Annotated in this window: 25 protein-coding genes; 15 read left to right on the forward strand and 10 right to left on the reverse strand. The window is 70.3% G+C overall.

The window, feature by feature from the left end:
• Nucleotides 1–91: 91 nt before the first annotated feature.
• From E2493_RS09120 to E2493_RS09165, 10 genes are all read left to right on the forward strand, one after another.
• Nucleotides 92–394: a YerC/YecD family TrpR-related protein gene (locus tag E2493_RS09120; protein ID WP_225421277.1), complete on the forward strand. Its 303-nt coding sequence runs from the start codon at nt 92–94 to the stop codon at nt 392–394.
• Nucleotides 384–1,274: an ATP phosphoribosyltransferase gene (gene hisG / locus E2493_RS09125; protein WP_135085954.1), complete on the forward strand. Its 891-nt coding sequence runs from the start codon at nt 384–386 to the stop codon at nt 1,272–1,274. Before E2493_RS09120 ends, hisG begins: the two co-directional genes overlap by 11 nt.
• Nucleotides 1,271–4,264, forward strand: coding sequence for a histidinol dehydrogenase (hisD, locus tag E2493_RS09130; protein ID WP_135085956.1), 2,994 nt, complete (start codon nt 1,271–1,273; stop codon nt 4,262–4,264). The genes hisG and hisD overlap by 4 nt, the downstream gene beginning before the upstream one ends.
• Nucleotides 4,261–4,842: an imidazole glycerol phosphate synthase subunit HisH gene (gene hisH / locus E2493_RS09135; protein ID WP_225421279.1), complete on the forward strand. Its 582-nt coding sequence runs from the start codon at nt 4,261–4,263 to the stop codon at nt 4,840–4,842. Before hisD ends, hisH begins: the two co-directional genes overlap by 4 nt.
• Nucleotides 4,839–5,558 (forward strand): 1-(5-phosphoribosyl)-5-[(5-phosphoribosylamino)methylideneamino]imidazole-4-carboxamide isomerase, encoded by a 720-nt coding sequence (locus tag E2493_RS09140; RefSeq protein ID WP_135085960.1) that lies wholly within the window; start codon nt 4,839–4,841, stop codon nt 5,556–5,558. Before hisH ends, E2493_RS09140 begins: the two co-directional genes overlap by 4 nt.
• Nucleotides 5,545–6,312: an imidazole glycerol phosphate synthase subunit HisF gene (hisF, locus tag E2493_RS09145; RefSeq protein ID WP_135085962.1), complete on the forward strand. Its 768-nt coding sequence runs from the start codon at nt 5,545–5,547 to the stop codon at nt 6,310–6,312. Before E2493_RS09140 ends, hisF begins: the two co-directional genes overlap by 14 nt.
• Nucleotides 6,288–6,923, forward strand: a complete 636-nt coding sequence (gene hisIE / locus E2493_RS09150; protein WP_135085964.1) for a bifunctional phosphoribosyl-AMP cyclohydrolase/phosphoribosyl-ATP diphosphatase HisIE — start codon at nt 6,288–6,290, stop codon at nt 6,921–6,923. The genes hisF and hisIE overlap by 25 nt, the downstream gene beginning before the upstream one ends.
• Before the next feature lie 188 nt (nt 6,924–7,111).
• On the forward strand, nt 7,112–8,011 hold the full coding sequence (locus E2493_RS09155; RefSeq protein ID WP_135085966.1) for a serine hydrolase: 900 nt from the start codon (nt 7,112–7,114) through the stop codon (nt 8,009–8,011).
• A gap of 145 nt (nt 8,012–8,156) precedes the next feature.
• The gene (locus tag E2493_RS09160) at nt 8,157–10,061 is read left to right on the forward strand and encodes a PEP/pyruvate-binding domain-containing protein (RefSeq protein WP_135085968.1); all 1,905 of its coding nucleotides are present in this window, start codon (nt 8,157–8,159) and stop codon (nt 10,059–10,061) included.
• Nucleotides 10,062–10,330: 269 nt separating this feature from the next.
• The gene (locus E2493_RS09165; protein WP_135085970.1) at nt 10,331–13,114 is read left to right on the forward strand and encodes a hypothetical protein; all 2,784 of its coding nucleotides are present in this window, start codon (nt 10,331–10,333) and stop codon (nt 13,112–13,114) included.
• A gap of 17 nt (nt 13,115–13,131) precedes the next feature.
• Here E2493_RS09165 and E2493_RS09170 read toward each other — a convergent pair whose 3' ends face one another.
• The 5 genes from E2493_RS09170 to pal form a co-directional block, all read right to left on the reverse strand.
• Nucleotides 13,132–13,809: a response regulator gene (locus E2493_RS09170; RefSeq protein WP_318531690.1), complete on the reverse strand. Its 678-nt coding sequence runs from the start codon at nt 13,807–13,809 to the stop codon at nt 13,132–13,134.
• Nucleotides 13,810–13,815: 6 nt separating this feature from the next.
• Nucleotides 13,816–15,369 (reverse strand): sensor histidine kinase, encoded by a 1,554-nt coding sequence (locus E2493_RS09175; protein WP_135085974.1) that lies wholly within the window; start codon nt 15,367–15,369, stop codon nt 13,816–13,818.
• Nucleotides 15,366–15,674: an MliC family protein gene (locus E2493_RS09180; protein ID WP_167737459.1), complete on the reverse strand. Its 309-nt coding sequence runs from the start codon at nt 15,672–15,674 to the stop codon at nt 15,366–15,368. The genes E2493_RS09175 and E2493_RS09180 overlap by 4 nt, the downstream gene beginning before the upstream one ends.
• Nucleotides 15,675–15,836: 162 nt before the next feature.
• The gene (locus E2493_RS09185; protein ID WP_135085978.1) at nt 15,837–16,229 is read right to left on the reverse strand and encodes a hypothetical protein; all 393 of its coding nucleotides are present in this window, start codon (nt 16,227–16,229) and stop codon (nt 15,837–15,839) included.
• A gap of 47 nt (nt 16,230–16,276) precedes the next feature.
• A complete protein-coding gene (gene pal, locus E2493_RS09190; RefSeq protein ID WP_135085980.1) occupies nt 16,277–16,810 on the reverse strand; it encodes a peptidoglycan-associated lipoprotein Pal in 534 nt (177 codons plus the stop codon).
• Nucleotides 16,811–17,004: 194 nt separating this feature from the next.
• Here pal and E2493_RS09195 point away from each other — a divergent pair, with 194 nt between their 5' ends.
• The 5 genes from E2493_RS09195 (at nt 17,005) to E2493_RS09215 (ending at nt 18,862) form a co-directional block, all read left to right on the forward strand.
• Nucleotides 17,005–17,337 carry a hypothetical protein gene (locus tag E2493_RS09195; protein ID WP_135085982.1) on the forward strand — a complete coding sequence of 111 codons (333 nt, stop codon included), beginning with the start codon at nt 17,005–17,007 and terminating at the stop codon, nt 17,335–17,337.
• Nucleotides 17,334–17,744: a hypothetical protein gene (locus tag E2493_RS09200; protein ID WP_225421281.1), complete on the forward strand. Its 411-nt coding sequence runs from the start codon at nt 17,334–17,336 to the stop codon at nt 17,742–17,744. The genes E2493_RS09195 and E2493_RS09200 overlap by 4 nt, the downstream gene beginning before the upstream one ends.
• A 101-nt stretch (nt 17,745–17,845) precedes the next feature.
• Entirely contained in the window at nt 17,846–18,202 is a 357-nt protein-coding gene (locus E2493_RS09205; protein WP_135085986.1) for a hypothetical protein, read from the forward strand.
• A 51-nt stretch (nt 18,203–18,253) separates the two neighbouring features.
• Complete coding sequence (locus E2493_RS09210; RefSeq protein ID WP_225421283.1) at nt 18,254–18,442, forward strand: DUF465 domain-containing protein; 189 nt, start codon at nt 18,254–18,256, stop codon at nt 18,440–18,442.
• A gap of 105 nt (nt 18,443–18,547) precedes the next feature.
• Nucleotides 18,548–18,862 (forward strand): hypothetical protein, encoded by a 315-nt coding sequence (locus tag E2493_RS09215; RefSeq protein WP_135085988.1) that lies wholly within the window; start codon nt 18,548–18,550, stop codon nt 18,860–18,862.
• Between the two features lie 35 nt (nt 18,863–18,897).
• On the opposite strand, the gene E2493_RS09220 is transcribed toward E2493_RS09215, so the two are convergent.
• From E2493_RS09220 to E2493_RS09240, 5 genes are all read right to left on the reverse strand, one after another.
• Nucleotides 18,898–19,077, reverse strand: a complete 180-nt coding sequence (locus E2493_RS09220) for a DUF4169 family protein (protein ID WP_135085990.1) — start codon at nt 19,075–19,077, stop codon at nt 18,898–18,900.
• A 2-nt stretch (nt 19,078–19,079) separates the two neighbouring features.
• Complete coding sequence (locus E2493_RS09225) at nt 19,080–19,889, reverse strand: inositol monophosphatase family protein (protein ID WP_135085992.1); 810 nt, start codon at nt 19,887–19,889, stop codon at nt 19,080–19,082.
• 120 nt (nt 19,890–20,009) lie between these two features.
• The gene (locus E2493_RS09230) at nt 20,010–23,237 is read right to left on the reverse strand and encodes an autotransporter outer membrane beta-barrel domain-containing protein (protein ID WP_135085994.1); all 3,228 of its coding nucleotides are present in this window, start codon (nt 23,235–23,237) and stop codon (nt 20,010–20,012) included.
• A gap of 104 nt (nt 23,238–23,341) precedes the next feature.
• On the reverse strand, nt 23,342–25,723 hold the full coding sequence (locus E2493_RS09235) for a TonB-dependent receptor domain-containing protein (protein WP_135085996.1): 2,382 nt from the start codon (nt 25,721–25,723) through the stop codon (nt 23,342–23,344).
• Nucleotides 25,710–26,648: a FecR family protein gene (locus E2493_RS09240; RefSeq protein WP_135085997.1), complete on the reverse strand. Its 939-nt coding sequence runs from the start codon at nt 26,646–26,648 to the stop codon at nt 25,710–25,712. Before E2493_RS09240 ends, E2493_RS09235 begins: the two co-directional genes overlap by 14 nt.
• Between the last annotated feature and the right edge of the window lie 3 nt (nt 26,649–26,651).

Genomic DNA, 26,651 nt, shown 5'->3' on the forward strand with positions numbered 1-26,651 from the left:
TTGCCAACTCCGCCCCATGACCCTATTTCGGCGTTCCATTGTATTAACACGTTGGAACAAGATGGACGCTCCCGCCCCTCGCCCAATCGATGTGACACGTGACGCACAGGCGCTTACCGACGACCTCTGCGCGGCGCTGCTCACCCCGCGCAACCGCGAGGAAATGGCGCGGCTGCTCACCGATCTGTGCACGCCGTCGGAGATCAGGACGTTGGCCGAGCGCTGGCACGTCGCACGGCTGCTCGACGGCTCCGACCTCTCCTATCGCGACATTCACGAGGCAACCGGGGTGAGCACGACAACCATCGTGCGCGTCGCCCGTTTCCTGCGCCAGGAGCCGAACCAGGGCTACCGCCGCGCCATCGATATGCTTGGAACCGAAAATGCTCGTTGACGAGACCCGCCTGCACATCGCCATCCAGAAGTCGGGCCGCCTCTCCGACTACAGCCGCGGCCTGCTCCGCGATGCGGGCCTGCGCATCCAGAACGGCAAGAACGATCTCACCGCCCGGGTGGACAATGTCCCCGCCGACCTGATGTTCGTGCGGGACGACGACATTCCGACCTTCGTCAGCGACGGCGTTTGCGAGTTCGGGATCGTCGGCGAGAACGTGCTTCGTGAATTCACCCTCGGCGAGGCCGAGCCGCGGATCGAGATCGTCGCCCAGCTCGGCTTCGGTCGCTGCGCGCTCAAGATCGCGGCGCCCGAGAATGCGATCTACGAAGGTCCGCAGTCGCTGCAGGGCGGTCGGATCGCGACCTCCTATCCCTGTATCGTCCAGCGCTTCCTGGACGACAATCGCATCCAGGCGACGGTGGTGAAGATGAACGGCGCCGTCGAGCTCGCGCCGCGCCTGCAGATCGCCGGCTTCATCTGCGATCTCGTCTCGACCGGCGCAACGCTCGAGGCGAACGGCCTGAGGGCGGTGGAGACGGTGTTCGAGAGCGAGGCAGTGCTGATCCGCACGAGGAAGCCGATGGCGCCGGCGAAGATCGATCAGGGCGGCAAGCTGATGAGCCGCATCGAAGGCGTGCTCGCCACCAAGGAATCGAAATACATCATGCTCAATGCGCCGAGCGAGGCGCTGCGCGAGATCACCGCGATCCTGCCCGGCGCCGAGGCGCCGACCATCCTGCCGCTGCACCAGCGTCCGGGTCATTTCGCCGTCCATGCCGTCTGTCAGGAATCGGTCTTCTGGGAGACCCTCCAGAAGCTGAAGGACGCCGGCGCGTCCGCGATCCTCGTCCTCCCGATCGAAAAGATGATGCTGTGAAATTTCTCGACTGGACCAGTCTCGACGCCGACGCCCGCAAGACGGCTCTCGCGCGCCCCGAGCAGCGCAGCGATCCCGCGCTGCAGGCGGCGGTACGCGCGATCGTCGACGATGTTCGCACCGGCGGCTGGGACGCGCTCGTCGCCCAGGCAACGCGGCTCGACGGCGAGGCGCCGCGGCGCGTGCCCGTGGCGCCGATCGCCGCCGAGGCGCGCCGCAGCCTCGCACCCGAGCAGACCCAGGCAATCGCCCTCGCCGTCCGCAACGTCGAGGCCTTCCACCGGGGCAGCCTCCCTGCCGAGCATGAGGTGGAGACCGTCCCCGGCCTCAGCGTTCGCAAGGTCTGGCGATCGATCGATCGGGTCGGCCTCTACATTCCGGGCGGCAAGACCCCGCTCTTCTCGACCCTGCTGATGCTGGCGCTGCCTGCGAAAGCGGCGGGGGTGCGCGAGATCGTCGCGGTCACGCCGCCTCGCCCGGAAGGCGGGCTCGATCCGGTGATCGCGCTCGCCGCCGAGCTCTGCGGCATCGACGCCCTTTGGACCGTGGGCGGCGCCCAGGCGATCGCCGCTCTCGCCTTCGGCGCCGGCGACATCCCTGCCGTCGCGAAGATCTGCGGACCCGGCAATGCCTGGGTCGCGGAGGCCAAGAATTACGTCGCGTCGCTCCCGGGTGGAGTCGCGATCGACATGCCCGCCGGACCGAGCGAGCTGATGGTGATCGCCGACGAGACCGCCGACGTCGGCCTCGTCGCCGCCGACCTGCTCAGCCAGGCGGAGCATGATCCCTCGGCGCAGGTTCTTCTGGCGACCCCGTCGCAGGACCTGATCGGCCGGATCGAGCGGGAGCTCCAGGGCCGCGCCGCCGCGCTGCCGCGCGCAACCATCGCCCAGGCGTCGCTTGCTCATGCGCGCATCCTGCGCACGGCCGATCTCGGCGAGGCGGCGGAGGTCGCCAACCTCTACGCGCCCGAGCATCTCTCGCTGGCCGTCGCCGAGCCCGCAGCCCTGGTCGGAGCGATCCGCAACGCCGGCGCCGTCTTCGCCGGGCCGCTCGCGGCCGAGACGTTCGGCGATTATCTCGCCGGCTCGAGCCACGTCCTCCCCACCGACGGCGCCGCTCGCGCCTGGAGCGGCGTCTCCGTCTACACATTCCTCAAGGCGATGAGCGTCCAGACCGTGACGCCGGAAGCAGCCGCCCGGATCGCGGCGCCGGCCGCGGCGCTGGCCCGGCTCGAGGGGCTCGAGGCACACGCACGCGCGGCGGACGCTCGGCTGGGCGCGGGCACTACGCCGCCCACGCGTCTGCCGGAGGGCCGAGGCGTTGGTTCCGGTCTTGCGGCCCGTCTCGCACGTCCGGAGATCCTCGCCCTCCCCGCCTTCGACATCGCGGCCGCAGCGAATGACGCATTCGGGCCCGACGCGATCAAGCTGGATGCCAACGAAAATCCCTATGGGCCGCTCAGCGAGGGCGCGCTCGCCAAGGGACTCAACCGCTACCCCGAGCCGCAGCCGATGCGGCTCAAGCAGGCGATGGCGGCGCTGTACGGCGTCGGTCCCGAGAATCTGATCGTCACGCGCGGCGCCGACGATGCGATCGACATCCTGGTCCGCACCTTCTGCCGCGGACCCGAGGATGCGATCTCGATCTGCACGCCCACTTTCTCGGCCTATGCGCATTTCGCGCAGCTGCAGGGCGCGCGCGTGATCGACGCGAAGCTCGACGCCAATTTCGACTTCGATGCCGACGCTTTCATCGAGACCGTGCGGGGTGAGCGGTCGCTCAAGCTCGCTTTCCTCTGCTCGCCGAACAACCCGACCGGCAATCCCGTCGATCCGGCCGACGTCCTTCGGGTCGCCGACGCGCTGCCGGAGACGATGATCGTCCTCGACGAGGCCTATCTCGAATTCTCGGAGACGCCGAGCCTGGCCGAGGAAGCGACGCGGCGGCCGAATTTGGTAGTGCTGAAGACGCTGTCCAAGGCCTATGGTCTCGCCGGCGCCCGGGTCGGCGCCCTGCTCGGCCCGGGCGAGACGATCGCCATCGCCGCCCGGGCGCTGCCGCCTTACCCTTTGCCGACCCTGTCGATCGAGGCCGCGCTCGCCGCTCTCGCCCCGTCCCGCCGTCCGATTCATCTCGAGCGCATCGCCCGGATCAAGGCCGATCGCGAGCGGCTCGCCGGCCTGTTCGCCGGATCGCCGATCGTTGAGACGGTGCGCAGCGGCGGCGGCAACTTCCTGTTCCTCGAGGTCGACGATCCGGCCGGCCTCGCCAGGAAGCTGAACGGGCTCGGCATCCGCGTCCGCTTCCGCCCCAACGCCGCGCCGGGCGGCGTCCGCCTGACGATCGGCACCGACGCCGAGAACGAAGCGGCGCTCGCCGCGTTCGGAGTCACGTCCAGCGACGCGCCCGCTCGCCGCGCCGAGGTCGTGCGCGACACCAAGGAGACGAAGATCGCGGTCGCGGTCGATCTCGATCGTTCGGCTCCGCGGCAGATCGAGACGGGGATCCCATTCTACGACCACATGCTCGATCAGGTCGCCGCCCACGCCGGCTTCAGCCTCGTCCTCTCCTGCGACGGAGATCTCGACATCGACGGCCACCACAGCATCGAGGATTGCGCGATCGCCTTCGGCACGGCGCTGTCGCGCGCGCTGGCCGACCGGCGCGGCATTGGTCGCTTCGGCTTCTCGCTGCCGATGGACGAGACCGAGGCGCACGTGCTGATCGACCTCTCGGGGCGGCCCTACACGGTGTTCGAGGGAGAGTTCGAGGCCAGCCACATCGGCGCCTATCCGACCGAGATGACGCGCCACGTCTTCCGCTCGCTCGCCGACAGCCTCGGCGCGGCGATCCACGTCCGGGTCGAGGGCGAGAACGACCATCACAAGACCGAGGCATGCTTCAAGGCGTTCGGCCGTGCGCTTCGCCAGGCCGTCGCCCGCGAAGGCGATCGCGACGCGATGCCCAGCACCAAGGGGGTCCTGTGAACCTCGTCATCGTCGACGTCGGCTGCGGCAACATCGGCTCGGTGGGAATCGCCTTCGAGCGCTTCGGACTCTCGCCCCGGATCACCGGCGATGGCGAGGCGATTTCGACGGCCGACAAGGTCATCCTCCCCGGAGTGGGCGCGGCCGGCTATGCGATGGGCGAGATCGCCAGGCGCGGCCTGGCGCCGGTCCTCCGTGCCCTGCGCCAGCCGGTGCTCGGCATCTGCCTCGGCATGCAGATCCTGTTCGAGCATAGCGAGGAGGAGGACACCGCCTGCCTCGGCATCATTCCGGGCGCGGTGCGCAGGCTCGATCCCGCCCCGGGGCGGCCGGTGCCGCACATGGGCTGGAGCCGGCTTCAGGTGCGGGACGAGGAGATCGGCCTCCGCTCCGGAGACTATGTCTATTTCGCCCACAGTTTCGCCTGTGACGAGGGCGCGGCGACGGTCGCCAGCGCCGATTACGGCCGCGAGATTCCGGCCGCCGTCCGCGCGGGCAATTTCCTCGGCGCCCAGTTCCACCCCGAGCGCTCCGGCGAGGCCGGCGCGCGCTTCCTCGAAAGCTTCCTCGACGCATGATCCTCTACCCCGCCATGGACCTGATGGGCGGCAAGGTCGTCCGGCTCGCTCAGGGCCGCTTCGACGACGCCACCACCTACCCGGCCGATCCGATCGAGGCGCTGGCCCGCTTTGCTGCGGCGGGCGCGACCTGGGCGCACATCGTCGATCTCGACGGAGCGCGCGCCGGCACGCCCGTCCAGCACGATCTCCTCGCCGCGCTCGCCGAGACGGCGCCGCTCCGCCTGCAGGTCGCCGGCGGCTTCCGCACCCGCGAGCAGATCGCGCGGATGTTTGAGGCGGGCGTGGGCCGGGTCGTGATCGGCAGCCTCGCCGTCAAGCAGCCCGATCTGGTTCGTGGATTCCTGGACGAGTTCGGCGGCGACCGCATCACGCTTTCGCTCGACGTCCGGATCGTCGAGGGTACGCCGTTCGTCGCCACCGCGGGCTGGACTGAGGACAGCGGCCGCTCGCTGTGGGACGTCGCCGCACTCTATCCCGACGCGCGCCACCTGCTCCTCACTGACATCGGGCGCGACGGCATGCTCGCAGGGCCCAATTTCGAAGTGCTCGAGGAGGCAGGTGCGCGGCTGCCGCATCTGGCGATCCAGGCATCGGGCGGAGTCTCCTCGCTCGACGACCTGGAGCGCCTCACCACCGACGGCGCGATCATCGGCAAGGCGCTCTGGGAGGGCCGCATCCGGCTCGAGGAGGCGGTCGCCCTTGCCCGCGCGTAGGATCATCCCCTGCCTCGACGTCAAGGACGGACGGGTGGTCAAGGGCATCCAGTTCCGCGACCATCGCGACGTCGGCGACATCGTCGAGAGCGCGATGCGCTACCGCGAAGAAGGCGCGGACGAGCTCGTCTTCTACGATATCGCGGCCAGTGCGGAGCGGCGCAGCCTCGATCCCGAGTGGGTGCGGCGGATCGCCCGGGTGATCGACATTCCGTTTGCCGTCGCCGGCGGGGTGCGGACCCGCGACCAGGCGGCCGCATGCCTCGACGCGGGCGCCGACAAGGTCTCGATCAACTCGCCGGCGCTCGAGCGCCCCGCCCTGATCGAGGAGCTCGCCCGCGATTTCGGCAGCCAGTGCGTCGTGCTCGGGGTCGACAGCTTCGAGGCCGACGGAGACTATTGGGTGAAGCAATATACGGGATCGCCCGACGCCACGCGAGACACCGGCCGTCGCACCCTCGACTGGGTCAAGGAAGCCACGGATCGCGGCGTCGGCGAGGTGGTGCTCAACTGCATGCGCCGCGACGGGGTGCGCACCGGCTACGATCTCGCCCATACCAGGGCCGTCGTCCAAACCGCGAGCGTGCCCGTGATCGCCTCGGGCGGCGCAGGTGCACCCGAGCATTTCCGCGACGCCTTCGTCGAAGCCGGTGCGAGCGGCGCCCTGGCCGCGACCGTCTTCCACGATCGCCTCATCCCCATTCCCGATCTCAAGGAGTATCTCGCCGCATGCGGGATCGAAATGCGCCGCTGACCGAGGCGGATGCCTCCTCCCTCGCCTGGGACAAGATGGACGGCCTGCTGCCGGCCGCGGTGCAGGATGCCGCGACCGGGCGGCTGCTGATGCTCGGCTACATGGACCGGGATGCGCTCGCCGCAACCCTCTCCTCCGGCTTCGCCACCTTCTACAGCCGCTCGAAAGGCCGGCTGTGGATGAAGGGCGAGACCAGCGGCAACCGGCTGGCCGTGCGCTCGGTCCACGAGGATTGCGACGGAGACGCCCTGCTCGTGCGCGCGGCGCCGGAAGGTCCCACCTGCCATCTCGGCACGACCAGCTGCTTCGGCGGCGACGAGAACGGCCCAGCCTGGCTCGCCGAGCTCGCCGCAATCGTGCGGGATCGGGCCGCCTCGGGCGACGAGACCAGCTACACCCGCCGGCTGCTCGCCGAAGGGCCGGCGAAGATCGCCCAGAAGGTCGGCGAGGAAGGGGTCGAGGTCGCGCTCGCCGGGGTGACTCGCGACGCTGCCGGGTGCGTCGAGGAGACGGCGGATCTCCTCTATCACCTGACTGTTCTGATGGAGGCGCGCGGCTATGGCTGGGAGGACGTAATCGCCGTGCTCAAGCGGCGGCATCAAGCCGGCTGAGCTGCGGCGGCATCCCGCGGTCGAGGGCCGAGTTTCGGTTCGTCCGGCCGAAAACAGGACGAACCGTGAATCCCGCGCGACCGGCAGCGGATCCTGGCAGCGTCCTGCAAGGAAGAGGCATGTAAGCTGCTCTACATTGGAGTGTGGCGCACCGGATCCTGGTGCGCAGGTCTGATCGGAGCGTGCGAATGCGGTTCTCTTGGTTGCTTCTCCCCTTTGCGGCCCTGCTGGCGCAGCCGGCCGTCGGCCAGGTCTCGCCGAAGCTGCAGGTGCTCGAGCAGCGGCTCGGCTCGATGGCGAGCGAGAATCCGGGAGAGTTCGGCATCGCCGCGATGGATCTGTCCACCGGCCGCACCGTCAGCTTCAACGGCAACGAGCCGTTCCCGATGGCGAGCACGATGAAGATCGCCGTCGCCGCCGCCTATCTCACCGATGTCGACGCCGGCCGCCGGACCCTCGACGATCCGATTGCCGGCACGACCGCCCGCGCGCTGATGGACGCGATGATCACGCGCAGCGACAATCGCGCGACCGACCTGCTGATCGGCGCGCTGGGCGGGCCGGCCTCGGTCGACCAGTGGCTGCGCGGCCACGGCCTGACCGGGATCCGGGTCGACCGGACCATCGCCCAGTTGCTCAGCGCGCGCCGCGACCTGCGCGACGTGCGGGATTCGAGCACGCCGACGGCGATGCTCGGCCTGCTTCGCCTGCTCGACAGCGGCACCGCGCTGACTCCGCAGAGCCGCTCGATCCTGCTCGACATGATGCGGCGCTGCCGCACCGGCTCCAACCGCATCCGCGGCATCCTTCCGCCGGGCGCCACGGTCGAGCACAAGACCGGTACGCTCAGCGGATATACCGGCGATGTCGGCTTCCTCACCACGCCGACCGGCCGCCGGATCGCCGTCGCCTTCTTCGCTCGCGGCGGCGAGAACCGCCCGGCGGTGATCGCGACCGCCGCGCGCATGATCTACGACGCGTTCGGCGCCGAGCAGAGCGCGGATGCCGCCGCCTCGATCGCCGAGGCCCAGGCGAGCCTCGCGCCAGCCCCCGTGCCGTCGCAGCGTACCCCCGCCTTCGCCCATTGAGACGGCTGCCGGCGATAGCCTTCCCCTGATCCGGCCTGACACGGCGCGCACCGCCGGCTGAGGCGGCGACGTTGCAGTGCGCAGCGTTTCGCGGGATGATGCGGCGGACCGCCGCCACGGTAGGCCGGCGCAGGGGGCGCGCGCGATGACCGGGTTTCTGCGGCTCGTACTGGCGGTTCTCGCCTTCACCACACCGGCCATGGCGCGCTCGCAAGACAGCGCGCGCGAGCAGGCCGGAGACGAGCGGATCTCCAACGAGGCCGATTTCAACCGGAAGGCGCGCACCGAGACCGGAGGACGCTTCCTCGGCGCGCCGCGGGTGATGTTCGCGATCGATCGCAGCAAGGCGCCGCCGCGGATCCACTGGATCGATACCAAGCGCTATCTCTACCATTTCTCCTATCTGCAGGCGCGCTACCTGACGCTCGCCGATGCCGACGCCTTCATCGACGCCAATTACTCGAAACCTGACCGGCGCTTCGTCCTCGGCGCGGTGGTGCGCTACCCACTGATCGCCCGCTACGGCGTCGAGATGTGGGAAGGCGACAAGGTCGAGCCGGAGCTGCTCGCAGCGATGATGGCGACGCTCCAGGCCGGCTTCCACGCGCCGCTCACCTTCAAGCCCAATTCGACCCAGCAGCTGGAAGCTGCCCGCGCAGCCGGCCTGCCGGTGATAGGCATCGACGAGGCCTATGGCGCGCGCGAGCAACTGGTGCTGAACCGCGGGCGCGCCGTCGGGCGGCTGGTGCTGGTTGCGGACGGCGCGGAGGACGATCTGCTGCCGGGCGACATCGCGCTGTTGAAGGCGATGCCGATCCGCCTTCCCCCGGTCGCCGGCATCCTCTCCTCGACTTTTACGACGCCGATCAACCACGTCAGCCTGCTTGCCAAGACCTGGGGCATCCCCAATGCCTATCGCGCCGAGGCCGATCGACTCTGGGCAGGTCTCGCCGGAAAGCAGGTCGTGCTGGATACGCGCGGGGCGAGCGTGACCTTGCGCCCCGCGACTGCGGCCGAGGTGCGGGCCGCCGAGCAATCGCGCGCGGTGCGCCGGATCCGCGCCCCGCGGGCCGATCTCACATACTCGGGCCTGCCCGCGCTGGCGGAGCAGGACAGCGGCTGGGCGTCGCGCACCGGCGCGAAGGCGGCGAACCTCGGCGAGGTTGCCCGTCTCGCGATGAAGCGCTCCGAGCTCGATTTCGTCGTGCCGCCCGGCTTCAGCATCCCCTTCGCCTTCTACGAGCGCTTCGTCGTCGCCAACGGTCTCGCGCCGGCGATCGAGGCGATTACCCGCGACGGACGGCGCAACGATCCGGCCTGGCGCCGCGACGCGCTGGCGGCGCTGCGCGCGCGCTTCGCCGCCGGCACCATCCCGCCCGGTGACCTCGATGCGATCGTCGCCCGCCGGCGGGCGCTGCTCGGGGACAAGGCGCTGTTCGTCCGTTCCTCGACCAATGCCGAAGACCTGCCCGGCTTCAACGGCGCCGGCCTCTACGATACCGTACCGAACGTCGTCGAGGAGGCGGCGCTGGCGGCGGCGGTGAAGACGGTGTGGGGCTCGCTGTGGAACGAGCGCGCCTTCGCCGCGCGTGAGCGCGCCGGGATCGACCATCTCGCCGTCCGCGCCGCCGTCCTCATGCAGGCCGGGATCGATGCGGATGCGGCCGGCGTCATGACGACCATCGATCCTTTCGACGAGCAGGCGGACGAGCGGCGCATCTTCATCGCCGCCAAGCGCGGCATCGGCATCCGGGTCGTCGAGGGCAGGAAGATCGCCGAGCAATTGATATATCGCCCGGAGTTGGACTCGATCCAGGTACTCACCCGCTCGCAGGACGACGTCATGCTCCATTTCGCGCCCGGCGGAGGAGTGGAGGAGGTGCGCATCGATCCCAACCGCGCCGTGCTCTCGGACGATCTCGTCCGCCGCTTGGGCACGATCGGCGGCGCGATTCAGCGCGCATTCGGGAGCCGGCCCCAGGACATCGAGTGGCTGGTCGTCGGCGACCGGATCATGATCGTCCAGTCGCGGGATTACGTGCGGGGCTGATCAGCGCGGGTGGACCCGCCGGGCTGGTGGCGGCGGGCAAGGCGAATGTGCCGAATTTTCCTGAAGTGTCCGCTGCGCAGGAACCGTTTCGCGCGATAGGTTCGTACCCGGAACGAGCGCGTTTCGAGGGGACGGACGAGATGATCATTGGTGCTTTGGCTGCACGGCCGTTGCGATCGGGAATGCTGTTGTCCGCCGCGACGGCGGCTCTCGCGTCCGGCTTGCTTCTTTCGGACCCGGCCGCAGCGCAGACTTGCGGATCCGGATCGGTGAGCGGGGTTGATTCCGTCGCCTGCGGGACCGGCGCGCAGGCAGGCGACCAGGCGACCGCCGTCGGCGATGACGCGCTGGCCGGCACGCACGGCAGCGCATTCGGCCAGAATTCGGAGGCGGCGACCAACGGGACCGCCGTGGGATGGAACAGCTGGGCGGCGCAAAGCAGCGCGGTGCTCGGCAGCGAAGCCTTGTCGAGCAACCAGCGTGGCGTGGCGATCGGTGGCTGGTTCGACCTGGACAATGACGGCATCCGGGATTCGGGCGAATTCACCCGCAGCCTGAATGCCAACGGCGTGAGCATCGGCTTCGGCACGACCGTCAACGCCTTTTCCGGCACCGCGGTCGGGGCCAATGCCCGCGCCGGCGACGACAGCTTCGACCAATATTCATCGGCCTTCGGCGCAAATTCCTCCGCTTACGGCTCCAGCGGCTCGGCATTCGGTTACTCGTCTCAGGCTTCCACCGAAGCCGTGAGCGTCGGCTCCTTCGCCAACGCCGGTGGCGCCGGCGCGATCTCGCTCGGCGCCAACAGCTCCGCCGGCGCTGACCGCGCGATATCGCTCGGCTTCTCGGCGTTCGCCTCGACGCGGGGTGCGGTCGCGCTCGGTGAATCCGCCTCGTCGGGCGGCGGCATCGCCATCGGCAGGCTGGCGTCGGCGTCCGGGACCGCCTCGGTCGCCGTCGGCGGCTGGTACGACGGCAACGGCAACGGCGTGGTCGATCCGGACGAGACTGCGGCCACATCGATCCACGGAATTGCGATCGGCGGCGCCGCGAGAGGGCTCGGCGACCGCGCCACGGCAGTCGGCACCTGGAGCCTGGGCACCGGTGACCTCGGCGCCGCCTTCGGCTTTCGCGCCGTCGCCAACCATGATTCCACCACGGCGATCGGCGCCGAGGCGGAAGCAGTCAACGACGGCGCCACCGCGCTCGGCCGCGTGTCCCATGCTTACGGGCTCGGCTCGACGGCGATCGGAGTCGGGGCCCTGGCGACGGGAACCCAGGCGATCGCGCTGGGCAACGGCTCGGTCGCAGGGGCCGACTATACGGTCTCGATCGGCAATGCGGGCCTGCAAAGACGCATCGTCCAGGTTGCCGCCGGAACGCTCTCCACGACGAGCACCGACGCGGTCAACGGCACCCAGCTTCACACCACGAACCAGGCGGTCGCCACGGCCCAGACGACGGCGGACACGGCCCACGACGAGGCGATGGCGGCGCAGGACACCGCCGACGACGCGATCATCGACGCCGCTGCGGCGCAGAACACCGCCAACACCGCGCTCACCAATGCGAACGACGCCCTCACCAACGCCGCCGCGGCGCAGGGCACCGCCAACACGGCGTTCACCAATGCGAACAACGCCCTCATCAACGCCGCCGCGGCGCAGGGCACGGCGAACACGGCGCTGATCAACGCGGCAGGCGCGCAGAACACCGCCAACACGGCGGTGAACGATGCCGCGTCGGCGCAGAACACCGCCAACACCGCCCTCGCCAATGCCGCCACCGCGCAGGGCACTGCAAACACGGCGATGGCCAACGCCGCAGCGGCCCAGACCACGGCCGACACCGCGAGGACGGAGGCTGCCGCCGCTCAGCTGACGGCGAACACCGCCATCGCCAATGCGGCGACGGCAAGGCAGCGCGCCGACTTCGCCGCAGGAGAGGCCGCCGCGGCGCGCAACGAGGCTGCTGCAGCCCAGACGCGTGCCGACGAGGCGCGCGACATAGCCGAGCAGGCGGCGGCGAGCGGCGCGGTCACCGCCGTGACGGCCCAGACGGCCCTCGCCAACGCGGCCAATGCGCAGCAGTCCGCGGATACCGCCAAGGCACAGGCCGAGGCTGCCGAGCAGGCCGCAGGCGACGCCGCGATCGACGCACAGCTCGCCCAAGCCCTTGCCCGCAACGCGGTCGACAACGCCGCCGCGGCGCAGTCCACGGCCGACCGGGCGCTCGCCCGCACCGCCTATCTGGAGGTGAACGGCAGCGGCCCCGCCGCTCTCGCCTCCGGTAGCAATGCGATCGCGATAGGCAGCGGCGCCGTCGCGAGCGGCGATCGCTCGGTCGCCTTCGGTGCCGGCGCACGGGCGACCGGCGGCCCCTCCGTCTCGATCGGCGCCGGCAATATCGCGGATGGCCCGGGGGCGGTCGCGATCGGCGATCCCAACGTGGCGACCGGGCGCGGCGCGGTGGCGATCGGTGCCGACAATCGCGCGGCAGGACTCGGCGCGGTGGCGATCGGCGCCGACAGCGTCGCCGAGGGGCAATCGGCGGTCGCACTCGGACGGGCGGCGAACGCATCCGCTGCCGGCAGCGTGGCGATCGGCGACGGTGCCTCGGCAAGCCGCACAGGCCAGGTGGCGCTCGGCAACGCGGCCTCGACTTACACGCTTCCCGGCATCGGCTCTGCGGCGAGCACCGCAGCCCAGTCCGGCGATCTGCGCTTCGTCACCGCCGATCCGGGCGGCAATCTCGCGTTGTCGGATTTCGGCCCCGACGCCATCGGCCGGCTCGACGATCGCATGCGACGTGACCGGCGCGAGATGCGTCAGGGCGTGGCGACGGCAATCGCGATCGGCACCGCGCCGATGCCCTCCGGTCCCGGCCGGACCGCCTACGTGCTGAACGGCGCCGCCTACCGGGGGGAGCAAGCGATCGGCGGCGCGCTCGCCCACCGGCTCGATACCGAGGAGCCGGTCGCGATCACCGCCGGCTTCTCCTACGGCGGCGGCCGCAGCACGGCCGTGAAGGTCGGGGTCGCCGGTGAGTTCTGAGCGCCGGCGCCGGTCGCTCAGCCGGCGAGTCGGTAGCCGACCCCCGGCTCGGTGACGAGGATCCGCGGTTCCGCCGGGTCCTCCTCCAGTTTCTGCCGGAGCAGGGCCACGTAGCTCCGCAGATATTGGGGATCCGCCGCCGGATCCCCCCAGCCGGCGAGGAGCAGCCGCCGGTGGGTGACCACCTGCCCGCAATGCTCGGCGAGCGCACGCAGCAGATCATATTCCTTCGGCGAGAGCTTGATCTCCTCGCCCATCAGCCGGACCTCGCGCGCGGCGAGATCGACGGTGAGCTCGCCGGCCCTGACCAGGCCGCCCCGCCGCGCCTCCGGCGCGACACGCCGCTCGGCGACGCGGATCCGCGCCATCAACTCCTCGATGTCGAACGGCTTGTCGACATAATCGTCCGCGCCCGCGTCGAGCGCGGCGACCTTTTCGGTACCCTGGTGCCGGGCCGAGATGACGATGATCGCCATTTCGCCGAAGCCGCGGAGGCTTGAGATCAGCTCCTTCCCATCGGCGTCGGGCAGGCCGAGATCGAGGAGAACGAGATTGACGGCATTGTCCCTGGCGGCGCGGAGGCCCTCCTGGGCATTCGCAGCGGTGAAGACGGTCGATCCGGTCGCCTCGAGCACGGGTCGCAGCACCCGCGCGATCGCCGGCTCGTCGTCGAGGATGAGGATGCGGCTGCTCACGATCCCTCACTCCATCCGTTCGGCCGGCAGGATGATCTCGACCGTCGTGCCCGGCGCATCGCCCGGTTCGGCAAGCCGGATCGTCCCGCCGAACGCCTCGGTGAAGCCCTTGGCGATCGACAGGCCGAGACCGCTGCCTTCTTGATGTGCGACTGTCGACGAGCGATAGAAGCGCTCGAAGATCCGCGCGCTGTCGCCCGCCGCGATACCGGGACCGCGATCCGAAACGGCGACGCGGAGCTGCCCGTCGGACGCCGAGGTGCTGACCTCGATCGGGGTATCCGCCGGGCTGTAGCGAATGGCGTTCTCCAGCACATTGTAGAAGACCTGCTCCAGCATCACCGGATCGGCTCGGACGATCGCTCCGGCCAACGCATAATGTTTCGCGATCTCGCGGCCGCCGGCCGTCGCGCGAGCGCGCGAGATCGCCGCGCCGAGCACTTCGAGCGCCTCGCACTCGGTGAACGCGGCCGCATCGACTCCCGATTGCAGGCGAACCAGGCCGAGTAGATTGGCCGTGTAGCGGTTGAGGCGGCCGCATTGCTCCTCGATCGTGGCAATGAGATCGGCCCGCACGTCCCCTGCGAGTGCGTCGCCATAGCGCCGGAGGCTGCTCGCCGAGGCCGAGATCGCGCCGAGCGGCGTGCGCATGTCGTGCGACACCGAGGACAAGAGCGTGGTCTTGAACATCTCGGAGCGTCGGACGAGCTCCGCTTCCGAGAGACGCTCGAGCAGCAGGCAGCGTTCGAGAGCGATGCCGAGAAGATTGAGAAAGGCGGCGAGGTCCTGCTGCTGGCCCGATCTCATGTCCGGCGCGAAGCCGATGAGGATGAGCACCCCAACCGCGCCGGCGCCGGTGGAGAGCAGCATCGCCCGATTGCCCGCCATTTCGAGATCGACCGTGCCGCGCGCCAGCAGCGTTTCTGCCAACGCCAGGCCGGTGGCACGATCGGCATCGATCGGGACGAGCTCGCCGTTCGTGTAGTGGTAAAGCTCGGACGATCTGCTCCCCCGCGCCGTGACGAAGCCATGAATGACGGCGGGGATCTGCTCGACCTGGGCGGCGGCCTGCAGGCCGCGGCTCACGTCCAGCAGCGCATTGACCCGGCGGTTGGCCGTCTCGGCCGCGACGGCGCGCTCGCGCAGCCGCCCGGCGAGGGCGGCCGAAGCCGCAGCGCTGAGGTTGAAGGCAAGCAAAGGCACAAGCTCTTCCGCCGAGGTGAGGCTGAAGCGAAACACCGGGTCGGAGATGAAGAAATTGTAGATCAGCGAGGCGGCGAGCGCGGCGGCAAGGCCGCCGCGCATTCCGTGCAGGCCACCGACGATCGTCACCCCCAGCAGATAGACGATCGCCGCGGTGATCGGCCGTCCGATTTGCTGCGAGAAGACCGCCGTCGCCGTGACGAGGATGAAGATCGCGATCCCGATCCAAGCTGCGGGCGCGCGCTGCTCCTCGAGCGTGCGGAAGCCCCACGTCTCGCGCTCGCCGCGCAGCCCCGCGGCCGGCACCTGCTCCGCCGGCACCGCCTGCTCTCGTGAGATCGTCGTTCTGCCGGTCAAGCGGGGCCTGCTTTCTCCCTGCAGCTGCGATACGGCCCGCCCGGGGCGCCGACCAGGACGCCGCGATCGTCGTCGGCGATGAAGTAGACCGTTTCCGAGTGATACTTCCTGCCGATCGACGAGCGACCGTGATCGAGCCGGTACGTCGTCCCGTCCGCCGTCACAAGCACGCTTCCGTCGAGATACTCCACGTCGAACGAGCGCCCCGCCTCACACGCGAAGGTGGCGATCGGTCCGCGCCCCACGTCGGGCTGGGCCGCGCACGCGCCCATAAGCGCGGCTGGGAGGATCATCGCGAGCTTCACGGGCAGCTTCCTCTCGTCGCTAGAACGGTGATGGGGGCGACGTGGGGGCATGCCCCCATCACCGGCCGCGCCGATCGGGCTGGCGCGGCCGAGCCCTTCATGAAGGCTGCCGCCGCCGGCAGTTAGCACGGCTTTTTTATGCCGCCGCGCCGCGCGAGTTTTTCATCTCGGTCGCATGTAGTCGTCGCTGAGCTGATCGGACCAGATCACGGCGCCGCCCGGCAAGGCGCCCTGCTCGACGGCGAAGCCGAGATGCTCGATGCGCGGCCGCCGTCCGGGAGCGCTGAGCAGCACCGTCGAGCCGGTCGGCAGCGTGGTGCAGCGGGCCGGAAGCGGGTGGGTCGGGTTGCCGTGGACGAACTGGGCGATGCTCGCCTCGAAGTCGGCCGCTTGCGGACAGGTCCGGATCGGGCTGCTGGCGACATAGGGGCGGATCGCCTCGTGCGCGGGTGCCGACGCCGCGAGTTCGACGCTCGCATTGCGATCGACCGGCTCGACGCCTCCGCAGCCGGCGGCGAACGCCAGGACGACGAGCGCGATCGCGCGCCCCGCCATGTCAGGCGCCCACGCGGCGTGGCGGTCCCGGCGACGCGCAATCCAGATCAATAGCCCTGCACGACAACCGAGACGGCCCGCCGGTTCTGCGCCCAGGACGCCTCGTCAGAGCCGAGCGCGACCGGACGTTCCTTGCCCCAGCTGATCACGTTCATCCGCGATGCGGCGATACCGCGCGCCGCGAGATAATTCTTGGCCGCATTGGCGCGCCGCTCGGCGAGCCCCAGATTGTACTCGCGCGTGCCGCGCTCGTCGGCATGGCCCTCGATCGTGACCCTGACGGTCGGCTGGCGAAGCAGCCAGGCTGCCTGAGCGTCGAGGATCTGCCGCGCCCGAGCGTCGAGCAAATGGCTGTCGGTCACGAAATGGACGGTGTCGGACCCGACTTGCGCGATGAAGTCGCGCCGCAGCCGCTCGGCCGCGTCCAGAATCCCCTCGGCCTGGAGTCCGTTCGCGGCCGTCGCGGCCCCGTCGCTTCCCACGGGCGCCGGCGGCAATTGCTCCGCCTGCTTGTTCGAGCAGGCCGCAGAAAATGCCAGCACGCCGGTGGCGATCAGGATGCGCATGCGCCTCGCATTCATCGTCTTCCTCTCGTCTGCCGACACACGCCGGCCGTTCCGGACCCCGCTAGCCGCAAGCGCGGCCCAACCGTTACCATGGGATTTTTATGCTGGTCGCGGCCCCGCCGGATTGTCCCTGCGTGTGAAAAACCCGTGCAAACGCTCCCGCGGCGGTGCGCGTAGAAAGACGTCGGACCAAGGCCACGGAGACAGCAATGCGACGCACCATCGCCGCGGATCGGCTCAACGACTGGGCCGATCTCGCCTGTCTCGTGGAAGCCGCGTGCTGGATCTCCGCCTGGCTGGTCCTGCCCGCCTGGCTCGGCTGGCGCGGCGCCGGGATAGGACAATATGCCATCTACGCCGCCGGCGCCGGCTCGATCCTCGCCGCCGGCGTGATCGGGACGAACCCGGGCCAGTTCCGCTCGGATCGGTGCTTCGCAGGGGAGTTTACCCTGGCCGCGGTGCTTGCGGTCACCCTGATCGGCGGCGCCGTGTTCGCGCTCGTCGGCTGGCTGGCACCATGGGCGGCGGGAACGAATTCTTGAGCCGGCGCCGCAGGCGCGCCCGCGTGTGGGCGCCGGCGCTCGTGCTTGCCGCCGCCGGCGCGGGCCTCGCTGCACTGAAGGCGATCCCCTCTCGAGACGAGCGCAGCGGAAGCTGGGTCGAGATCGCCGTCGCCACCGATGGCACGGCCGCCTCAGTGGACGAGCAGTCCCTTGCCAGCGACCCGCGCGGCATTGCCCTCCGCCAGCGCTTCGTGCGCCGCGGCAAGCCGGCACGGATCGACCAGCGCGTCGTCTACGCCTGCAGCGAGCGAGCGGTCTACGTTCTCGAAAGCGAGGAGCGAGACGCGAACGGAGAGCTGCTCGGGCGCCGCAGGCTCGACGCGCCCGAGCGCAACGGGGTGCCGCCCGATTCCCTCGCCGATGCGATCTTCGACGCCGTCTGCTGAAAGCGCGGGCGGTCGCGCCCCACCTCAAAAACCCGTGGAAACGCTCGCCGCCCACTTCGGTTAGAGTTCGAAATTCTGGGATGATCGAGGAGCGAGTGACGGTGGCTGGAAGGACGGATCGGACGGACAGAGCGATGCCGCTTGCGGCGCTCCTCGTCCTGTTCTGCCTGCTTCTCGGCGTGAGCCCGCAGCTTGGCGGCACCGTCCGCGACACTTCCGCGCGTCTGGGCGCCGTACGCCCCGGCGCCTCGCCCTCGCTCCTCCGAACCGCGGAGCGCGCGACACTCTCCGATCAGGCGGCACCCGACCAAGCCAAGGCATTCCTGCCGCCGTCGCCGCCGCAGATCGCCACCCGCACCGTCGCTTATCCGACCAGCGCGTGCATCGTCTCGGCCGCGTCGCCGCCGGCGACGCCGGCCCCCGCAGCCTATCGCGCGCGAGCCCCTCCGGCAGCCTGAGCACCGCTTCGGCGGCATCTGGAAACGAACCCGCCCTTCGGCGGGCCCCTCATGCTGGAGATCACCATGTCATCCGCAACCTATCGCCTTACCCGCATCCACCGCAGGGTGGACGACGCCATCTTGCGCGAAATGAGCCGTCGGCTGCCCGACAGCCTCAGACTGCTGCGCCTCAAGAAGCTTCGCCTGGCGGTGAAGGACCGCCTCGCATCACTGATGCGCAAGCCCCGCGCGTCGTGACGTCTTCCCGGTCGACGTCCGCGAGGCGCCGGCCCTCCCCCCCTCACAGCCTGCCAGGCAGCGCCCCTGCGCGCCCGGCAGGCGCACAAGCAAGGATCATGATTCATGGACATGTCGAACCACCCGTCCCACACGCGCGCCATCGGCACTCGGGGCCGCCGCGTGGAATCCCTTCTGCGAAGGTATCCGAACGTTTCGGCCGACGAAGCAACCGAAATCGCGCGTTTTCTCAAGAGCGGCCGCTCGCTCGAGGTCGGCCTCGTGACCGCGAACGAGGAGTTGGAGGCGCAGCTCGCGCTTTTCAGGGAGGACCACGGCTCCGACGTCGCCCTTTCGACCAAGGACTGGCTGATCATCCTGGCGCTGCTCGGCATCGTGGCCGTTACCTGCCTCCTCCTTTGGGATGCAGGGCTTTCGTGAGTGCAGGGCGCGGGTCTCCGCCCGCGCCCGCCATCTCACTCGGGATCGCGCTTCGCCCCGTCGACCACCGCCTCGGAGCGCTCCCGCTCGCGCTGGGCGGCGCGCTTTTCGGCCTTGCTCCGTCCGAAGGCATGGCGGTTGCGCTCTGCCTGCTCCGCCGCCTGCGCCCGTGCTCTGACCTTGCGCGCCGACCGCAGGTTGACGATCTCCGCCATCGTCAGGCGGCGTCCCGCATCAGCGCGACGGCCTGATCGAACAAGCGCGGCGTCGCGGCAGCGATCACCTTGCCCGGGGAGAAATCCTCGCCGCCGGTCCAATCGCCGATCACGCCGCCGCCGGCGCGGACCACCGGGATCAGCGCATTGTAATCGTGCGGCTTCAGCAGCGATTCGATGACCAAGTCGATCGTTCCTGCGGCGAGACGCGCATAGGCATAGCCGTCATGGCCGTAGCGGGTGGTGCGAACCGAGGCGCGGACTCGCTCGAACGCCTCACGCTCCGCACCCTGGAACAGGTAGGGGTCGGTGGTCGACAGGCGCGCCTCGGCGAGGTCGGTGCGCCCGCTGGTGCGGAGCGGCGCCTCCCGCCCCGCCCGCACGAACGCGCCCCCGCCTTCATCGCCCCAATAACACTCACCGAGGGACGGCACGTCGATCACGCCGGCGATCGCGCGCCCTTCGTCCAGCAGGCCGATCAGGGTCACCCAATTGGGGAGACCGCAGGTGAAGGAGCGGGTGCCGTCAACCGGATCGAGGCTCCAGGTGAACGGCCCGCGCGCCGGGCGATCGGGGAATTCCTCTCCGGCAATGCCATGGTCGGGAAAGGCGGCCTCGATCGCGGCGCGCATCGCGCGCTCCGCCTCGCGATCCGCGTCGGTCACGGGATCGAAGTCGGGACCGCCCCCGCCCTTGTCCTCGACGTCGGCGGCGCCGATCCCCTCGTGCCAGCGGTGCATCGTCTCGCCACGGGCGATCTCGGCCAGCCTCAGGGCAAAAGGCGTCAGCGCGGCGCGATCCTGGTTCGTCATCCCCCCCGCGTGCGGCCTCCCGCCGGGCGGGTCAAGCCTGCGCGGGCGGGGCTCGTTCGGGTGGGCAGTCGAACGCGCCGGCGTCGCGCCCCCCGTCTCGCGGCGAGAGGCGCTTCGTGCCTAGAAGCCGATCTGCAGCGCCACCCGGCCGGAGACGGCGGCGCGGCCCTGCTGCTCCTCGGCGCCGACCTCCGCGGCGATCGAGAAATCGTCGCTGCCGCCGGCCAGCCGGAGCCGCCCCATCCAGCCGTCGCTGCGATGCTCCGGGAGAAGGGTGAAGTCCGTGCCGCTGCCGATCCGCGCCGTGGTCGCGCCGATCTCGCCGCCGAGGATCTGCCGCCGGCCGCCCTCGATCTCCGTGCGCAGCCAGCCGCTTTCACCGTCTCGCGGCGAAATCAGCGCATAGCCGAGGCTCAGCGAGGCCTCCCCGGCGAATTCGTCGCTGGTCCGCGCGTCGACGACCAGGTTCATGGCGTCACCGCCGCCGGTCTCGGCATAACCGTCTTCCTTCAGGCGGTAATAATCGACGGCGAGCAGCGGCCTGACGCTGAGCCGGCCGAATGCGGCCTCGTAGGCGACTCCCGCGGCGGCCGAATAGAGGCGGCCGTCCCACGTTCCGGCGGCGGTGCGGGTGATCGTCTCGCTGCTTGTCGTGCCGGTGAAGTTGCGCGTCCCGTCGAAGCTGAGCATCGCCGCAGAGCCGCGCGCATAGGTGCGAAGGCCGCCCCACTGGCCGCGCCAGTGCGCCGCCAGCTCATATTGGTCGGCGCGCACCTCGTTGCCGTTCACGCCCTCGTCGCGGCCGTTGAGATAGGCGATCGAGGCGCCGATCCGCCCGGCGCCGCCGAGCGCGATCTCGGCGCCGCCGGAGGCGCCCCAGCCGGCGATGTCGTAAGCGGACGTGTCGCCCAGATCCTTCGACGTGCCCCAGGCGGCCTGCTGCAGCCAAAAGCCCCAGCTTCCGCCGTCGACATAGGGCGCGCCGGGGTCGCGCAGGATCCGCGCCGTCGCCCGCGAGCCCTGGGTCACCGTCTCGAACACCCCGCCGGCATGCTCCGGGAGCATCTGCTGGATCGCGTCGCGCAACGTCTCGGCGTCGGCCATCTGGAGGAAGGCGCCGGCGACCTTCGTGTCCTTGTCGAGCGCCGAGTAGATGGCATTCCAGCCGCCCGCCTCCGATCCGTTCAGGCCCATCTCCGCCGCAGTCTTGCGTGCGATCTCGACCTTGATCTCGCCGGCCGCTTCGTTCGCGGCGACGCTGCTCTTGAGGAAGGCGGGCAGCAGGACTGCGCTGGAGGACAGGCCCGCCGTGCCGGTGAGGGTCCCGGCCTTGAGCACGGTATAGCTGCCCAGCGACCCGGAGACGCTGGCGAGGCGAAGCTGCAGCTTCGAGCCCTGGGCGAAGGCGGCCGTGCCGGCGACCTGATAGAGGCTCGTCTTGCCCGCGGCGGGATCGACCGTCACCCCGAGGACGCCGCCGTTGCCGACGCTCAGCGCGCCGATCGCGGCGCTGCCGGTGCTGCCCAGCTCCAGCGTACCCCCGGCCACATCGACCGCGAGCGCGCCGGCGTTGACCAGGCTGCCGCTGAACCGCGCGCTGCCGGAGAGCGAGAGCGTGTCCGCTCCGCCGCCGAAATCGGCGGTGCCGCTGAAGACGGAGGTGCCGGCGAGGATCATCCGGTCGGCGCCCGCGCCGAACGTCACATTGCCCGCATAGTCCGCGTCGCCGCCGAGGACGAGCCGATTGGCGCCGGCACCGAACTGCGTATTGCCCTTCACCGTGCCGTCGGCGAGGTCGAGCAGGTCGTTGCCGGCGCCGAACAGGATGTTGCCCGAAATCGAGGGGGCGGCAACACCCTGTCCAACCAAGGTCTGGCGCACGATGGCGCCCGTGGCGTTGGCGCGCAGATCGATCGCGATCGCGCGCTCGACGGCACCAGCGCCGCTGGTGATCGTGCCGCTGTTCTCGACCAGCGAAAGCCCGCCGCTGTTGTCGACGATCGCCGCCGCCGTACCGGTCGCGGTGGCGGTCGCGCCGATCCTTCCACTGTTGCGGATCGCGAGGACGTTCGCGCCGGCATCGAGGACGATGGCGCGCGACGACGTGGCGCCGGTCGACGCGCCCTCGGCCGAGACGATCCCGACCACGCGGATCTCGCCGACGCTGGCGCCGCCGCCCACACGGATGGCAGTCGCATTGCCGGCGTTGGCGATTGCGCCGACGCTGCCGTTGACGGTGATGCCGCCGGCGACGGTCACCGCCTGGCCGAGCCCGCCCACGAGCAGCGCATTGGCGTCGATCCCGGCATAGACGCCGCGGCCGGCGATGCCGCCGTTGATCACCATGCCATGGCCGTTCGCATTGCCCGTCACTGCGCCGATCGCGACGCTGCGGGTGGAGGAGCCGACCAGCACCGCAGGGGCCGCGCCATAGGAGACGACGGCGGCGCTGCCTTCCTTCGCATCCTCGATCCCGTCCTTGTCCTCGTCCTTGTCGGTCTCGCTGGCGTCCTTGGGCGGAACGTCGAACACCATGCCCTTGGCGACGTCGGCCGAGACACGGATCGCCGGGCCGCCCTGGAGCAGATCGTCGGCGTCGAGCTTCGAGACGTCGGCCGGCGGCGTCACCGAGCGATAGCCGGTGGCCGAGACGGTGGCCTGGACGAGCAAGGCGCCGCCGACGTCGCCGTCCAGTGTGACGGCGCTCGAGTTCAGCCCGAGCACGCTGGTCGCGCCGGTGATGCGCACGTCGCCCGTCACCTCTCCGGCGCGCACGCCGATCGCACGATCCCCGACCACGGCGACGGTGCCGCTCTGGGTGAGCGACCCCGCGAGACGCCCATCGGAGGCGATACCGATGGAATCGTTCCCCTCGATGCTGATCGTGCCGCTGTTGACCACGCTGCCGGTGAAGGTGCCGCCAGGCGCCAGCCGGATGCCGATCCGGCGGGCGCCGGTGGCGAATGCGCCGTCATTGTCGCCGTCCTTGTCGGCATCCGCCGGCGTATAGCCTTCGAGCAACTCGATCCGACCGCTGTTGGTGATCGTGCCGGAATTGTTGGCGAGCGCCAGGATGCCGGTCACGTCGCTGAGGTCGGTCGTCTGGATCACGCCTTCGTTGGTGACCTTGTGGTTGCTGTCCAGTGTCACCGCGGCGCCGGAAGCGGTGGGCACTACCGAGCCGGCGCTGGTGATACGCAGATCGTCCGCGGCACCGGCCTTGATGGTCGACGTCCTCTGGGCGGTGGTGACCTTGCTGGCGATCGTCGTTTCTGCATGCGCATCGGTGGCGACGACAGCGAGCAGGGCGATCGGAGTCAGGCAGGTGCAGGCGAGCAGGTGACGCATGATGATCCTTCTTGTCGGTGAGGGCGCCGCCCCCGGCGGACCGCCCTTTCGAAGGACATGACGATGTGGCCACGGCGGACCCGCACCGCCCGCTCGCGTTTTTTTTAGAAGCGCAGATCCCAGCCCAGACGCAGGCTGCGCGGCCGAAGCGGCGTGATCTGCCGCGTGTCGACCAGGGTGAAGGGCGAACCGAAAGCGAAGCGGTTCCCTTCCTCGTCGAGGAGGTTGGAGATTGCGAGCGTCCAGGCGTGGCGTCCGCTCTCCAGCCGCGCGCCAAACCGCGTGTCGAGCCAGTCTCCCTGCGGTTCGCCGAGGATCGGCCCGATGCCGAGCCGGGACTTGCCGACATAGCGGGCGGACGCGGTCAGCCTGAGATCCAGGTCGTCGGCCAGCGCCATGCGATATTCGGCGCCGAAACGGGCGTTGACCCGCGCCACGTTCGGCAATGGCGCGGACGGGGTGAGGATCACGGTCGGCACCGGATTGGTCACGCGACTGTCGTTGAGCACCGCTCCGGCGTCGAGGCCGAGGCCTGGCAGCGGCCGCCACGCCGCCCGCAGGTCGAGCGTGTAGATCCGGCCGTCGCCGATGTTGGTCGTCGTGGGCAGGCCGGCGAAGTCGATGACGTCTGCCTGGATGTCGCTCCAGCGTGTGTAGGCGAGCGACGCCGCCGCCTCGAACGGACGGACCCCGTCGTGCCGCAGGCGCGCCCCGCCTTCGACCGTCGCCACCTTGTCGTTGCGGAAGCGCTGGACCAACTCGCCCGTGACCGAGAGCCCGCCGGGACGGAAGCCCCCCTGATAGCGCAGGAAGAGGGTGAGGTCCGGCGTCACCCGCCCCGAGATCGATGCCGAGGGCAGGAACGAGGTCTCGCTGCGGCTCGCCTGGATCGAGCGCAGCAGCGGCATGAACGTCAGCGGCACGTCGAGCGCCGCGCCGGACAGCCGCGAATGCGACAGACGGCCACCGCCGGTGAGCACGACCCCGTCCAGCAGCCCGATGCTCGCCTCTCCGAACAGCGTTGCCTCGTCGATCACGTTGCGCACTCCGGTGATCGGACGGAGCGCGCCGGGCGCGCCGATCGCGCGCGTCTGCTCGGATCGGTTGCTGATCAGGCTGGCGCCGACCAGCCAGCCGCGCCCCTCGCCGGCGTCGCGGGTCAGGCGGGTCTCGGCGGAGAGCATGGAGACCTCGGTGCGCTGCTCGAACTGGGTGGCGGGACCGTCCGGCCGACTGGAGTCGTAATGCTCGGTCAGCGTCTGACGGACGAGGCCGGTCGCCGTGACGAGGCGCAGATCGCCCCAGTCGCGGCTCACGACCAGATCGGCGAGGCCATAGGAATTGCGGAAATCCTGCGGCACGCGGCTGCGCCGGGTGAGCGGCGGACCATCGCGGTCGGCGAATTGGGCATCCTCGCCGCGGATCCGCTGGCCGGTGAGGCCGAGGTCGATCGTCCAGCCGTTCGCCGAGGCGGCGCGGAGCGCGGCGCGGCCGCCGACCGTGCGGGTGCGGTTGACGTCGTCCAGGCCGCGCGCGAGGTCGTCGATATAGCCGGCCTCGCTCTCGCCATAAGCGGAGAGGCGGAGGCCGAGGCGATCCTCGACCAGCGGCAAGTTGACGAACCCGGAGAGGTCCGCGCCGAGGCCGCCGTGCTGCGTCGCCGAGGCGCCGCCGCCCATCTCCGCCTGCATGTCGAGAAGGTCGGGCGCGTTCGGAAGGACGCGGATGATCCCGCCGACCGATCCGGCTCCGTAGAGCGTCCCCTGCGGGCCCGGCAGGATCTCGATGCGCTGCACGTCGTGGAGGCGCAGGTCCGGATCGGGCGCGTTGTAGGTCAGCCTGGTCTCGCCGAGATACTGGCCGACCGTGGCCTGGGTGGGGCCGTTGAAGCTGGAATCGGCGACCCCGCGCAGGAACAATTTGTTGCGGCCGGGGCCGAGATGGGTCGAGGTGACCGAAGCGACCCGCTCGACCAGCCCCTCCGATCCGCGCGGTCCTTCGAACGCCGGGTCGCTGCCGTCGATCAGGGTGGCGACGCCCGGGTAGAAGGCGAGCCGCAAGCGGCGCTTGCTGCCGGTGACGATGATCTCCTGCTCCGCCACCTCGACGGGCGGCAGGACGGTCCGCGGCAGCGGCCTGGCCCTGGGCGGCGCGACGCGCCTGGGCTTCGCCGGCCGCGCGGGCGGCGGCGCGGCGACGATCAGCCAGGTGCGCGGTCCGAGCGGCACCGCCCGCGCGCCGGCCCCGGCAAGCATCCGCCGCAGCGCTTCGTCGACCGAGAGATTGCCGCGGACCGCCTTGACCCTTCGCGCGGCAAGCTGCGGATCGCGGATGCCGATGCTGATCCCGGACTGGCGGCCAAGCGCGACCGCGGTATCGCCGAGGCGCCCGCCAGGCAGATCGAGCCGGTGGCGCTGGCCCGCCTGTGCGGCGGAGCCCAGCGAGACCAGACATATCGCGGCGACGAGAGTCTCAGCGAGGCGCACCGGTCCCCGTCTGCATAGTCCAGCCTTCGCCTTGGCGGGCGAGCCGGAGCCCGAGCAGGGCCGCCGTGCGGCCGAGCACTTCCTGGTCGCTGCCGTCGAGCACGATCACGCCGCTGAACGGGCGGCTTCCTGCGACGGTGACCGGGACGCCGAGGTTGCGCGAAAGATCGGCCGCAATCCGCGACGCGTCGGCCCCGGCATAGACCAGCCGCCCGTCGCGCCACGCGCCCACCGCGTCCGGCGCGACCCGCGTCACACGCGCGGGTTCGCCCGCGGCCTTGCTGATCGCCATGCCAGGCTGCAGAATCTTCTTCTCTCCCTCCGGCTCGAACAGCACCGCGCCCTCCGACACGGCAACCTCGAGGACGCGATCGCTCCGCACCACGTTGAAGACGGTGCCGAGATCGCGGAGCACGGACTCGCCGGCATCGACCTCGAAGGGCCGCGTCTCGTCGTGCACGATCCGGAACAGGGCCTCGCCGCGATCCAGTGCCGCGTAGCGCGGCCGATCCCGGTCGAGCGTCACGCGGCTGGCGCCGTTGATTTCGATGCGGCTGCCGTCGTCGAGCGCGATCGTTCGGCTCTCTCCCGGCCTGGTCTCGATGCTGTAGACGTCTCCGGCATCGATGCTGATCCAGGCACCGAACAGCGCGATCCCGGCCGCGACCGCGGTCCCGAACAGCATGCGGCGGGGGAGCCGCGGCGCCGCGCGTTCCGCAGACACGTCTTGCGGGATCTCGGGGACCGCGGCGGCCGGAGAGAGCATGCCGGCATCGGCATCGGCCAGCTCGGCCGCTTCATAAGCGGCGAGGTTGGCCGGATCCGCCTCGAGCCAGGCGGTGAACGCCTCCCAATCCTCGGCAGAGCCGTGCTTCAGCCGGATCACCCAGCCGATCGCCTCATCGTCTTGTCGTCGCGTCAGCATCGG

The organism is Sphingomonas parva (ex Maeng et al. 2020), from assembly GCF_004564275.1.
Classification (GTDB): domain Bacteria; phylum Pseudomonadota; class Alphaproteobacteria; order Sphingomonadales; family Sphingomonadaceae; genus Allosphingosinicella; species Allosphingosinicella parva.

Excerpts from the sequence above, each read along its gene's own strand:
- hisG (WP_135085954.1), top strand. The coding sequence starts at position 384 with ATGCTCGTTGACGAGACCCGCCTGCACATCGCCATCCAGAAGTCGGGC.
- E2493_RS09140 (WP_135085960.1), top strand. The coding sequence starts at position 4,839 with ATGATCCTCTACCCCGCCATGGACCTGATGGGCGGCAAGGTCGTCCGG.
- hisIE (WP_135085964.1), top strand. The coding sequence starts at position 6,288 with ATGCGGGATCGAAATGCGCCGCTGACCGAGGCGGATGCCTCCTCCCTC.
- E2493_RS09155 (WP_135085966.1), top strand. The coding sequence starts at position 7,112 with ATGCGGTTCTCTTGGTTGCTTCTCCCCTTTGCGGCCCTGCTGGCGCAG.
- E2493_RS09160 (WP_135085968.1), top strand. The coding sequence starts at position 8,157 with ATGACCGGGTTTCTGCGGCTCGTACTGGCGGTTCTCGCCTTCACCACA.
- E2493_RS09185 (WP_135085978.1), bottom strand. The coding sequence starts at position 16,229 with ATGGCGGGGCGCGCGATCGCGCTCGTCGTCCTGGCGTTCGCCGCCGGC.
- pal (WP_135085980.1), bottom strand. The coding sequence starts at position 16,810 with ATGAATGCGAGGCGCATGCGCATCCTGATCGCCACCGGCGTGCTGGCA.
- E2493_RS09195 (WP_135085982.1), top strand. The coding sequence starts at position 17,005 with ATGCGACGCACCATCGCCGCGGATCGGCTCAACGACTGGGCCGATCTC.
- E2493_RS09210 (WP_225421283.1), top strand. The coding sequence starts at position 18,254 with ATGCTGGAGATCACCATGTCATCCGCAACCTATCGCCTTACCCGCATC.
- E2493_RS09215 (WP_135085988.1), top strand. The coding sequence starts at position 18,548 with ATGGACATGTCGAACCACCCGTCCCACACGCGCGCCATCGGCACTCGG.
- E2493_RS09220 (WP_135085990.1), bottom strand. The coding sequence starts at position 19,077 with ATGGCGGAGATCGTCAACCTGCGGTCGGCGCGCAAGGTCAGAGCACGG.
- E2493_RS09225 (WP_135085992.1), bottom strand. The coding sequence starts at position 19,889 with ATGACGAACCAGGATCGCGCCGCGCTGACGCCTTTTGCCCTGAGGCTG.
- E2493_RS09230 (WP_135085994.1), bottom strand. The coding sequence starts at position 23,237 with ATGCGTCACCTGCTCGCCTGCACCTGCCTGACTCCGATCGCCCTGCTC.
- E2493_RS09240 (WP_135085997.1), bottom strand. The coding sequence starts at position 26,648 with ATGCTGACGCGACGACAAGACGATGAGGCGATCGGCTGGGTGATCCGG.